This window comes from Enterococcus sp. HY326 (assembly GCF_026157065.1).
In the GTDB taxonomy this organism is placed as follows: domain Bacteria; phylum Bacillota; class Bacilli; order Lactobacillales; family Enterococcaceae; genus HY326.
This window is the reverse complement of sequence record NZ_JANLGQ010000002.1, coordinates 663,858-675,684: the sequence shown is the minus strand read 5'-3', so window position 1 is coordinate 675,684 and position 11,827 is coordinate 663,858. Positions and strand designations below refer to the sequence as shown.

Here is an 11,827-nt window from a genome sequence, read left to right as displayed (position 1 = left end):
GTGGCTGTATTAATTGGTTTTGATATTAACGATGCGGCGTCAATCGGAATTATCGGCGCGGCGGATGGACCAACCTCCATCTTCGTAGCCAATACTTTGAATTCGAAATATCTAGGGGCCATCATGGTTGCCGCCTATTCCTACATGGCGTTAGTGCCAATTATCCAACCGGTGGCAATCAAAGCGGTGACAACCAAACATGAACGCCGGATTCGCATGAACTACCGGGCAGGGGAAGTCTCGCAAACAGCGAAAATTATTTTCCCAATCGTCATTTCGATTGTGGCTGGGTTAATTGCACCTGCATCACTGCCATTAGTTGGGTTCTTGATGTTCGGAAACTTGTTGCGAGAATGTGGTGTGTTAGACCGTCTGTCGTTAACGGCCCAAAACGAATTGGTAAATATTATTTCGATTCTATTAGGTTTGACAATTTCTGTGCGGATGCAAGCGAACGAATTCCTACAAGTGGATACCTTAATGGTAATTGGCTTAGGGTTAGTTGCATTTGTAATGGATTCAATCGGTGGAGTACTCTTTGCCAAAGTCTTGAACCTATTCCGTAAAGAAAAAATCAATCCAATGATTGGGGCTGCTGGGATTTCAGCGTTTCCAATGAGTAGCCGAGTGATTCAAAAAATGGCAACCGAAGAAGACCCGCAAAACTTTATCTTGATGCATGCGGCGGGTGCCAATGTTTCTGGACAAATCGCTTCAGTAATCGCTGGTGGATTAGTTTTAGCCCTGTTAGGCGGTTAAGACAATTTTTGTTTCCATTCCCTCAACGAGTTACACGTTGAGGGAGCTTGTCAAAGTGCATTACACGATATAAAAATGAGGAGGAACCAACATGTCAGAAGCGTTACAAACAGCGTTGCAGTTATTAGTTTTTGGTTGGGGCGGCGTTTTCGTCGTGATTCTAGTCATCTACTTTGCCTCAATGATTTTGAGTAAATTATTTCCAGTTAAAAAATAAAAGGATTATGGCATAAGTCGTTTTACAAAGACATTACTCACATTATTTATAATGGGAGCTCACTCCAACAGAGCCTCTACAAAAAGTGGAGGCTCTGTTGGACAAGACGATTTGAAATATAAATTGAAATTGTTTAACAGCTTCTATTTTAAATAATATTTGGCTAGTACAGGTTTAGATGAACTTGTGCCATAACCCGAATTGTTACAAATATTCAGCAACGAAGGTTGTTTTAAATGCTGCTATTATTCTGGAAACACCAGATGAAGCCGCTTACCATGACGGTAAAAAAGTCATGCCTAAATTACTTTCGCTGAAAAAGCTATCACGATTTGCAATAAACCATCAATTACAGAGGTGAAGAGAAGTGGAAATTATCAAAAATGCTGTAGCTGGCACAGTTGAATCTAGCGATATTATGATTACGGTCAAACAAAATGATGCCAATGAAGTGGCCATCTCGTTAGACAGCAGTGTTGAAAAACAATACGGCCAACAAATTCGTCAAGTTATCAAAACAACTCTTAATAATCTTGGTGTCACTTCAGCAAAAATTGATGCTGTCGATAAAGGTGCCTTAGATTGTACAATCCAAGCCCGTTTAATTACGGCTGTTTATCGCTCAGCAGGGAAAGATGCTTTTGATTGGAAGGAGATTGACTCATGGAACGCTTAAGAAGAACAATGATGTTTGTACCAGGCGCTAATGCAGCCATGCTAAGAGATGCTCCTTTATATGGCGCTGATTCTATTATGTTTGATTTAGAAGATGCGGTATCTTTGAAGGAAAAAGATTCAGCCAGAGCTTTAGTGCATTTTGCTTTAAAAACATTTGATTACAGTAGCGTTGAAACCGTCGTGCGGATTAATGGCTTAGATACCGTTGGCGCACAAGATGTTGAAGCAATGGTCTTAGCTGGCGTTAACGTCGTCCGCTTACCTAAAACTGAAACTGCTCAAGATATTGTCGATGTAGATGCTGTGATTACACAAGTGGAAAAAGACAATGCCATTCCTGTTGGCACTACTAAAATGATGGCAGCTATTGAATCAGCTGAAGGTGTTTTAAACGCACGAGAAATTGCCGTCGCTTCAGATCGATTAATTGGGATTGCTTTAGGTGCTGAAGATTACGCAACCAATATGAAAACAGTTCGCTATCCAGATGGGCAAGAATTATTATTTGCCCGCAGCATGATTATCCACGCTGCTCGGGCGGCTGGTATCGCTGCAATCGATACCGTTTATTCAGATGTTGACAATACTGAAGGCTTCGAAAATGAAGTTCGCCGAATCAAACAGCTTGGCTTTGATGGCAAATCAGTCATCAACCCACGTCAAATTCCATTGGTGAATGCTATTTATGCGCCAACAGAAAAAGAAATTCAAAATGCTAAAGAAGTCATTTGGGCGATTCGTGATGCCGAAGCAAAAGGTTCCGGCGTTATTTCACTAAACGGCAAAATGATTGATAAACCAATTGTTGAGCGGGCAGAGCGTGTGATTGCCTTAGCTAAAGCAGCTAAATTGATTACTGAGGAGGATATTTAATCATGGTTTTAAATAAAGTAGGTAAAGATATTCCTCAAGAATATGCTGACCAATACGGAGTGTTTGAAGGCGAATTAGCAAATATTAAAGATTATCAAGAAGCTAGTCGGAAAATTAAGCCGGTAAAACCTAGAGATACAAAATTAGTCAGCAGTATTCGTGAAGCTGTTGAAAAAACTGGCTTAAAAGACGGTATGACGATTTCCTTCCATCACCACTTCCGTGAAGGTGATTATGTGATGAACATGGTCTTAGCTGAGCTGTCAGAAATGGGCTTCAAAAATTTATCAATTGCACCAAGTTCTATCGCCAATGTTCACGAACCAATTATTGACCACATTAAAAGTGGTTTGATTACTAATATTACTTCCTCAGGCTTAAGAGATAAAGTTGGAGCAGCAATTTCTCAAGGCATCATGGAAAATCCAGTTGTGATTCGTTCCCATGGCGGTCGAGCAAGAGCGATTGCGACAGGCGACATTCATATTGACGTCGCATTTTTAGGTGCGCCAAGTTCTGATCCTTACGGAAATGCCAACGGGACTGTCGGAAAAGCAACCTGTGGTTCACTAGGATATGCGATGATCGATGCGAAATACGCTGACCAAGTGGTAATTATTACCGACACTTTAGTTCCTTTCCCTAACACGCCAATTAGTATTCCGCAAACGGATGTTGATTTTGTTGTGGAAGTTGATGCTATTGGGGATCCTCAAGGGATTGCTAAAGGCGCAACACGCTTTACTAAAAATCCAAAAGAATTATTGATTGCTGAATATGCAGCAAAAGTTATCACTAATTCACCTTACTACAAAGAAGGTTTTTCTTTCCAAACTGGTACAGGTGGCGCGGCTTTAGCAGTGTCACGTTTCCTAAGAGAAAAAATGATTAGTGATGGCATTACTGCCAGCTTTGCTTTAGGCGGCATTACCAATGCGATGGTGGAATTATTAGAAGAAGGCTTAGTTGAAAAAATTATCGACGTGCAAGACTTTGACCATCCATCAGCAGTTTCCCTTGGCAAAAATAGCAACCATTACGAAATTGATGCCAATATGTATGCTTCTCCATTAAGTAAAGGCTCTGTGATCAATCAATTAGATACAGCAATCCTTTCTGCATTGGAAATTGATACAAACTTTAATGTAAATGTTATGACCGGTTCTGACGGTGTTATCCGGGGAGCTTCAGGCGGACACTCAGATACAAGTATGGCTTGTAAAATGAGTTTAGTGATTGCGCCAATTATTCGCGGTCGAATTGCGACTATTGTTGATCAAGTGAATACCGTTGTGACACCAGGTTCAAGTGTTGACGTTGTTGTAACCGAGATTGGGATTGCTATCAACCCTGAACGTCAAGATTTAATTGAACATTTCAAAAAATTAGATGTACCACAATTAACCATTGAAGATTTAAAAGAAAAAGCCTATAGCGTTGTTGGAACACCTGAAGCGATTCAATATGGCGACAAAGTGGTTGCGTTAATTGAATATCGTGATGGAAGTTTAATTGACGTGGTTAGAAATGTCTAATTCAACCTTTGCTGGTCCAGAGGTGAATCTTTTTGAAATGCTTGATGCAAGAGAAATGCGACGGAACACCCAGTTAGACATTCTTCAAATTGCCGCAGATACAGCTTTATTATCGGCTACGATGAATATTCCGGGTCCGGTTAAACGTTCTGATGAATTAGCTGAGATTTTTAAAGACATCCAGCTAGCAATCGAAGAAGCGTTGGCGGATACACCGCCTTCTGCCAATTTATATCGAGATGAAAAAACTGGACTAGAATATTTTGCCCTGACCACTTTAACACCACAAGAACTGAAGCGTCGGATGGTACAGTTGGAAGAAAATCATCCCCTTGGTCGCTTGGTTGATTTAGATGTGTTATGGTTAGCTGATGATGAACTGACTTCAATCAGTCGAGAGGATTTAGGATTGCCCCAAAGACGTTGTCTGATTTGCGAAAAATCGGCCAAAGACTGCGGGCGTAATCGGACCCACTCCGTTGAAGACATGCAGGCTAAAATTGTAGAAATTATTGAGAAAGGAAGGATGCACAAAAATGACTAAAAAAATTCGTTTCATGGAAACCGTCTTGCGGGACGGTCAACAGAGCTTAATCGCCACCAGAATGCCGACATCCGATATGTTACCCATCTTAAAAACAATGGACGAAGCCGGCTTCCATTCTTTAGAAATGTGGGGAGGGGCAACATTTGATTCCTGCCTGCGCTTTTTAAATGAAGACCCGTGGGAAAGATTACGTGCCATTCGCAAAGAAGTTAAAAACGCTAAACTACAAATGCTGTTACGAGGACAAAACCTCTTAGGCTACAAAAATTATGCCGATGATGTGGTGAAGGATTTCGTGACCAAATCGATTCAAAACGGGATTGATGTGATTCGTGTGTTCGATGCCTTGAATGACACACGGAATTTAAAAACATCAGTTTTAGCTGGGAAAGAAGCTGGCGGACATATCCAAACGGCTATTTCTTATACGACTAGTGACTTCCATACGGTTGATTATTTTGTAAAGTTAGCCAAGGAAATGGCAGATTTAGGTGCAGATTCAATTTGTATTAAAGATATGGCGGGAGTGCTTACGCCTGAAACTGGTTTTGAATTGGTGAGCCGTATCAAAGACAGTATTGATTTACCATTAGAAGTTCACACTCATGCAACTAGCGGGATTTCTGAAATGACCTATTTGAAAGTCGCAGAAGCGGGCGCAGATATTATCGATACAGCTATTTCTTCTTTTGCTGGTGGCACGAGTCAGCCAGCAACGGAATCTGTTTCGATTGCGTTAGAAGGATTAGGCTTTGATACAGGTTTAAAACAAGATAAATTAACCGAAATTGCCGAATACTTTAATCCGATTCGTGATCGATTCCGCAATGAAGGCATTTTGAATCCCAAAGTGAAAGATGTCGAACCAAAAACATTAATTTTCCAAGTGCCTGGTGGGATGTTGTCGAATCTGTTGAGCCAATTAACAGAACAAGGCTTACAAGATAAATACGATGAGGTACTAGCTGAAGTGCCGAAAGTGCGGGCAGATTTAGGTTACCCTCCTTTGGTAACGCCATTGTCTCAAATGGTAGGAACTCAAGCGTTGATGAACGTGATTTCTGGTGAGCGTTACAAATTAATTCCAACTGAAATTAAAGACTACGTGAAGGGCTTATACGGCCAGCCACCTGTCGCTATTTCAGAAGACATTAAAGAAAAAATCATCGGCGACGAAGCAGTGGTGACCGTTCGTCCAGCTGATTTAATTGCGCCACAGTTACCTGAATTCAGAGAAGAAATCAAAGAGTATGCAAAATCAGAAGAAGATGTCTTAGATTACGCCTTGTTCCCACAACAAGCCAAAGACTTCTTAGGCCGCAGAGAAGATCCTTTCTATGATGTGCCAGTGCAAACAGTAAGTGTCACAATTGAAGCTGAGTAAGCTTGAAAAGTCTGCGATAATGAGGTCTGACCTTTTATCGCAGCTTTTTTTAAATAAAATGCTAGTTTTACTTGCTGCCAATAAAAAAATCCTTTTGAAAAAACATTAGCACTTTTTTACCATACATAAAACGATTTTCAATCGTTTGTTAGTTTAAAAAGGAAGGGAAATTTAAAATGAATGATTATCTGATTGGTGAGATCTCACCAAGAAATAAACAGGAAATGTTGATTGTCGAAGGACTTTTAGAACAAGAAGGTATTACCTTAGACGCAAATTTGGATTATACCTGTGGTGTTTTCGACCGCAACCGAAAATTGGTGGCCACCGGCAGTTGTTTTAAAAATTCTTTACGCTGCATTGCAATTGATGAACATTATCAAGGGGAAGGCATTATGAATCAGCTGATTAGTCATCTGATTCAATATCAGTTTGAAAGAGGCAATGATCATCTTTTTGTTTACACAAAAAAAGAAACAGCCATTTTTTTTGAGGACTTAGGTTTTTATACAATTGCGAAGGTCGACAATCGCCTTGTCTTTTTAGAAAATCGACGGGATGGTTTTAAAGAATATTTGACGAATCTTGTACAGACACCAGCAGATAAAAATACGGTGGCGGCAATTGTTATGAATGCCAACCCGTTTACTTTCGGACATCAAAAATTAATCGAAAAAGCAGCAGCAGAAAATGACTGGCTTCACCTTTTCATGGTTAGCGAGGATGAGAGTTTAGTCCCTTATGCCGTCCGGAAAAAATTAATGATGGAGGGCACTCAGCATCTAAAAAACATCAGCTATCAAGAAACTGGCAGTTATTTGATTAGTATGGCGATTTTTCCCAGCTACTTTTTAAAGGAAGAAAATCAAGTCATTGATGCGCAAGCTAGTTTAGATGGGACAATCTTTGCTAATATTTCTCAGCAATTAGGTATTCAGCGGCGCTATATGGGAACGGAACCGACTAGTCGAGTGACTGAATTATATAACCAAAATACGATTAAAGAATTAGCTAAAGTGGGCGTTGAAGTGGTGATTGTGCCTCGCTTTGAAGCTGAAGGTGAGATGATTAGTGCCTCAACGGTGCGACAGCTGCTAGTCGATCATCAGTTTGCACAAGTAGCTGAATATGTTCCTAAGACGACATTAGCCTTTTTTGAAACAGCTGCTGGTCAAAAAATTATTGATCAAATGTCTTTGGCAAAAGAAATCAAGCATTATTAACAAAATTATCATTTGAAAAGAAGACTCGCCTCTAATTTGCTCAAGGCTAAAAGCCGCTGAGCTTTAGAGGCTCTTTATTTTGATTATTTCAAATTATTTAGAGGTAAATGTTTCATCGGATGTGCTGGCAATGCTATAATGTGAAGGATGATTTTTTAGTTTGCTCGTCTGCGGCAAAAACTTACTGAGAAGCTTTTTAAGCAAATAGAAAGGAATTAAGCATGACTTCAACCAATGAACTATTAAAAAGCATGAATCCCCGGCAAAAGGAAGCCGTCTTGCATACTGAAGGACCCTTATTATTAATGGCGGGTGCCGGCAGCGGAAAGACCCGTGTGCTGACCCATCGCATCGCTTATTTAATTGAAGAAAAAGAGGTTAATCCTTGGAATATTTTAGCCATCACCTTTACTAATAAAGCTGCTCGAGAAATGAAGGAGCGGGTCAACGGTCTGTTAGGTCAAGGTGGAGAAGATGTCTGGGTCTCGACTTTTCACTCCATGTGTGTTCGTATTTTAAGACGAGATGTTGACTTTATCGGTTATAGTCGTAATTTTACGATTGTTGATTCCTCTGAACAGCTGACTTTGATGAAACGTGTCTTAAAAGAATTAAATATTGATCCAAAAAAATACGATCCCCGTTCCATTTTAGGAACCATCAGCAACGCTAAAAACCAATTGCTCTCTCCAGAAGATTATGCCCAAATGTCTGGCAGCTTTTACGAGGAAATTGTGACAAAGGCCTATGAGCGCTACCAAAAGGAATTGCGGAACAATCAAAGTATGGACTTTGATGATTTGATTATGAATACTATTCGCTTGTTTGAGGAAAATCCGGATTCATTAACTTATTATCAAAATAAGTTTCGCTATATTCATGTGGATGAATATCAAGATACCAATCATGCGCAATACACGTTGGTCAATTCTTTGGCTGCCCGTTTTAAAAACTTATGTGTGGTGGGGGACGCCGACCAAAGTATTTATGGCTGGCGGGGAGCCGACATGCAGAATATTTTGGACTTTGAAAAGGATTATCCGAATGCGAAGGTCATCTTATTAGAACAAAATTATCGCTCGACTAAAAATATTTTAGCGGCCGCCAATCAAGTGATTGAAAATAACCAAAACCGCCGTAAAAAAGAACTCTGGACGGAAAATTTAGACGGGGAAAAAATTGTGTATTATCGGGCGGATAATGAGCGGGATGAAACCCGTTTTATCGTCGCTCAGATGCAAAAAGAAATGCAGGATAATCAACGTCAGTATGGAGATTTTGCGGTATTGTACCGGACCAATGCCCAATCGCGGGTGATGGAAGAAACCCTGCTAAAATCAAACATTCCTTACACGATGGTCGGCGGGCATAAGTTCTATGACCGCAAGGAAATTAAAGATATTTTGGCTTATCTGACTGTGATTGCGAATCATAAAGATTCTTTGAGTTTTGAACGGGTGGTCAATTCGCCAAAACGAGGTATCGGCCCTGGTTCGATTGATAAGTTGCGGCAGTTCGCTGAAATCCATGATTTTTCATTGCTTGAAGCAGCTGAAAATATTGATTTAGCAAATATCTCCGGTAAAGCTGGGCGGGAGCTGGGAAATTTTGCGACGATGATTGACCAACTGACAAAGATGGTCCCTTACATGTCAATTACAGAATTGGTTAAGGAAAGTTTGGAGCGCAGTGGCTATCAAGAGGATTTAGTTCGCCAAAATAATTTGGAAGCCCAAGCCCGCATCGAAAACTTAGAAGAGTTTTTAACCGTGACAAAAGAATTTGATAAACGTTATGAAGCCCAAGAAATTGATGAAACACAAGAAGAATCCCCAGTTGATAAACTGGTAATTTTTCTGAATGATTTAGCTCTTGTTTCAGATTTAGATAATTTGGAGGAAAGTACCTCACAAGTCACTTTAATGACTCTCCATGCTGCCAAAGGATTGGAATTTCCAGTAGTCTTTTTAATCGGCTTGGAGGAGGGCGTCTTTCCGCTGTCTCGGGCGATGATGGAAGAGGCAGAATTAGAAGAGGAACGACGCTTGGCTTATGTCGGCATCACCCGTGCGGAAGAAGTGCTCTATGTCACCAATGCGTTTTCCAGAACGTTATATGGTAAAACTCAGTACAATCGGCCATCACGCTTTTTAAATGAAATTGATGAAGAACTGATGCAGGTACAGGGCATGCGGACAGCAGGCAGCAGTCAACCGACGCAAACGTTCAATCCGAAAGTTTTTCAACCGGGAGCAGCGGGACAAAAAGTCTCGACTAGAACCGGTAGTACCCCGAGCCGAACCCTACCTAATCAAAAAGTCACCAGCAAAGTTTCAACTGGTGGGGAAGCGACAGGTTGGGCCGCTGGCGACAAGGTGAAACATAAAAAATGGGGCATCGGCACCGTTGTCAAAGTCGGTGGCAATGCCAAAGATATGGAATTGGATATTGCTTTTCCAGAGCAAGGCATCAAGCGACTGCTAGCAGCCTTTGCACCAATTGAAAAAGTTTAAACGTGAAGGAGGAGTTTTTGTGGGCCAATTAAATTTAACTGAAGCGACGCAGCGAGCTGCCGAGCTGCGGCAGGAATTGAATCATTATTCTTACGAGTATTATGTTAAAGATCGACCTAGTGTCGAAGATTACGTTTACGATAAATTATATGCAGAATTAGTCGCAATTGAAACAGACTATCCTGATTTAGTGACCGAGGATTCGCCAACCCAACGAGTCGGCGGCAAAATTTTACCTGGATTTGAAAAAGTGACCCATGATGTCCCTCTGTATAGCTTGAATGATGTTTTTAGCAAAGAGGAGCTAATTGCTTTTGATGCACGAGTGCAAAAAGCAGTCGGTCAGCCAGTAACGTATGAATGCGAATTGAAAATTGATGGACTTTCCATTTCTCTTAAATATGAAAATGGTCGCTTTGTGCAAGGAGCGACTCGAGGGGATGGCACAGTCGGCGAAAATATCACGGAAAATTTGAAAACTGTAAAATCAATTCCCTTAACTTTAACCGAACCAATCTCAATCGAGGTGCGGGGTGAATGCTATATGCCGAAAGCTTCTTTTGTGAAATTGAATCAGCAGCGGGAGGAAGCCGGGCAAGAAATTTTTGCCAATCCCCGTAACGCAGCGGCTGGTAGTTTGCGGCAATTAGATACCAGAGTTGCCGCAAGCCGCAACCTGAGCACTTTTTTATATACGGTGGCGGATTTTGGTCCTATGACTGCGACTACGCAAGAAACAGCATTACAGGAGCTTGATCAGTTAGGCTTTCGAGTGAACCAAGACCGGAAACTGTGCCAGACAATAGCTGAGGTTTGGGATTACATTGAAATGTACCATGAAAAAAGAACACAGCTGCCTTATGAAATTGATGGAATTGTCATAAAAGTAAACGAGTTTGATTTACAAGATGAGTTAGGTTTTACTGTCAAAGCTCCTCGTTGGGCTGCAGCTTATAAATTTCCGCCGGAAGAAGCAGAAACAATAGTCGAAAATATTGAATGGACGATTGGGCGCACTGGTGTTGTAACACCGACCGCTGTTATGAAACCAGTTCGAGTTGCTGGCACAACCGTGAGCCGCGCTAGTTTGCACAATGTTGACTTCATTAAAATGAAGGATATTCATTTGAATGATCCGGTGATTATTTATAAAGCTGGCGACATTATTCCCGAGGTTGCTAAAGTAATTTTAGATAAACGACCAGCTGACAGCGTGCCTTATGAGATTCCGACCCATTGTCCTGTCTGCGATAGCGAGCTGGTTCATTTGGAAGATGAGGTTGCCTTGCGCTGTATCAATCCAAAATGTCCCGCACTTTTAAAAGAGGGATTAAATCATTTTGTCTCCCGCAATGCCATGAACATTGATGGCTTGGGACCACGGGTTTTAGAGCAGATGTATGATAAGGGCCTAGTCAAAGATGTGGCCGATTTATATAAGGTTACCGAAGAAAACCTCTTAACGCTAGATAAAATTAAAGAAAAATCCGCCAATAATATTTTATCGGCGATTGCTGCCAGCAAAGACAATTCGGTTGAACGCTTGATTTTCGGCTTGGGAATTCGCCATGTCGGAGCCAAGGTGGCAAAAATTTTGGCAGAGCATTTCGGAAATTTAGATAGCCTTAGCCAATCTGATGCCGAAACAATTGTCAATTTGGAAACAATTGGCCAGATTATCGCTGATAGTGTGGTGACCTATTTTTCTAACGAAGAGGTGCATGAACTATTAGCAGAATTGAAAGCTGTGGGGGTAAACTTTGAGTACAAAGGCCTCCGGACGGCTGACTTGGTAGAAGTTAGCTCGCCCTTTAAAGATAGAACAGTGGTCTTGACTGGCAAGCTGACCCATTACACGCGGGAAGAAGCCAAAGAAAAAATTGAAACTCTAGGCGGTAAAGTGACCGGCAGTGTTTCTAAGAAGACGGATATTGTTGTTGCCGGCGAAGAGGCCGGTAGCAAATTGACAAAAGCCCAAAGCTTAGGAGTTACCGTTTGGGACGAGGCTCAGATGGTAGAGGCCTTAGATAACAGCAGTCTTTAAAAAAAACTTTGATATTTTTTATGAAATATTACAGAAAAATGGAAAACATATGAT

The 11,827-nt window shown here is 41.1% G+C and carries 10 protein-coding genes; all 10 read left to right on the top strand.

The annotated features are described in order from the left end of the window. The coding region (locus ORH16_RS07895; protein ID WP_265456670.1) for a sodium ion-translocating decarboxylase subunit beta at window positions 1-759 on the top strand (759 nt) is incomplete at its 5' end. Window positions 760-850: 91 nt separating this feature from the next. Then, window positions 851-976 carry an OadG-related small transporter subunit gene (locus ORH16_RS07890; RefSeq protein ID WP_265456672.1) on the top strand — a complete coding sequence of 42 codons (126 nt, stop codon included), beginning with the start codon at window positions 851-853 and terminating at the stop codon, window positions 974-976. A gap of 367 nt (window positions 977-1,343) precedes the next feature. Further along, the gene (gene citD / locus ORH16_RS07885; RefSeq protein ID WP_265457755.1) at window positions 1,344-1,652 is read left to right on the top strand and encodes a citrate lyase acyl carrier protein; all 309 of its coding nucleotides are present in this window, start codon (window positions 1,344-1,346) and stop codon (window positions 1,650-1,652) included. After that, window positions 1,640-2,527 (top strand): citrate (pro-3S)-lyase subunit beta, encoded by an 888-nt coding sequence (gene citE / locus ORH16_RS07880; protein ID WP_265457753.1) that lies wholly within the window; start codon window positions 1,640-1,642, stop codon window positions 2,525-2,527. The genes citD and citE overlap by 13 nt, the downstream gene beginning before the upstream one ends. A 2-nt stretch (window positions 2,528-2,529) precedes the next feature. Then, complete coding sequence (gene citF / locus ORH16_RS07875; protein WP_265457751.1) at window positions 2,530-4,062, top strand: citrate lyase subunit alpha; 1,533 nt, start codon at window positions 2,530-2,532, stop codon at window positions 4,060-4,062. Then, window positions 4,055-4,606: a citrate lyase holo-[acyl-carrier protein] synthase gene (citX, locus tag ORH16_RS07870; RefSeq protein WP_265457794.1), complete on the top strand. Its 552-nt coding sequence runs from the start codon at window positions 4,055-4,057 to the stop codon at window positions 4,604-4,606. The genes citF and citX overlap by 8 nt, the downstream gene beginning before the upstream one ends. After that, window positions 4,599-5,993, top strand: a complete 1,395-nt coding sequence (locus ORH16_RS07865) for an oxaloacetate decarboxylase subunit alpha (protein ID WP_265457750.1) — start codon at window positions 4,599-4,601, stop codon at window positions 5,991-5,993. The genes citX and ORH16_RS07865 overlap by 8 nt, the downstream gene beginning before the upstream one ends. 176 nt (window positions 5,994-6,169) lie before the next feature. Continuing rightward, entirely contained in the window at window positions 6,170-7,216 is a 1,047-nt protein-coding gene (gene citC / locus ORH16_RS07860) for a [citrate (pro-3S)-lyase] ligase (protein ID WP_265457748.1), read from the top strand. A gap of 221 nt (window positions 7,217-7,437) precedes the next feature. Beyond that, window positions 7,438-9,729 (top strand): DNA helicase PcrA, encoded by a 2,292-nt coding sequence (gene pcrA / locus ORH16_RS07855; RefSeq protein WP_265457746.1) that lies wholly within the window; start codon window positions 7,438-7,440, stop codon window positions 9,727-9,729. Window positions 9,730-9,748: 19 nt separating this feature from the next. Then, entirely contained in the window at window positions 9,749-11,773 is a 2,025-nt protein-coding gene (gene ligA / locus ORH16_RS07850) for an NAD-dependent DNA ligase LigA (protein WP_265457744.1), read from the top strand. The last annotated feature ends 54 nt before the right edge of the window (window positions 11,774-11,827 follow it).

Coding starts and splice junctions, on each gene's coding strand:
- ORH16_RS07890 (WP_265456672.1), top strand. CDS start 851: ATGTCAGAAGCGTTACAAACAGCGTTGCAGTTATTAGTTTTTGGTTGG.
- citE (WP_265457753.1), top strand. CDS start 1,640: ATGGAACGCTTAAGAAGAACAATGATGTTTGTACCAGGCGCTAATGCA.
- citC (WP_265457748.1), top strand. CDS start 6,170: ATGAATGATTATCTGATTGGTGAGATCTCACCAAGAAATAAACAGGAA.
- citF (WP_265457751.1), top strand. CDS start 2,530: ATGGTTTTAAATAAAGTAGGTAAAGATATTCCTCAAGAATATGCTGAC.
- citX (WP_265457794.1), top strand. CDS start 4,055: ATGTCTAATTCAACCTTTGCTGGTCCAGAGGTGAATCTTTTTGAAATG.
- ORH16_RS07865 (WP_265457750.1), top strand. CDS start 4,599: ATGACTAAAAAAATTCGTTTCATGGAAACCGTCTTGCGGGACGGTCAA.
- pcrA (WP_265457746.1), top strand. CDS start 7,438: ATGACTTCAACCAATGAACTATTAAAAAGCATGAATCCCCGGCAAAAG.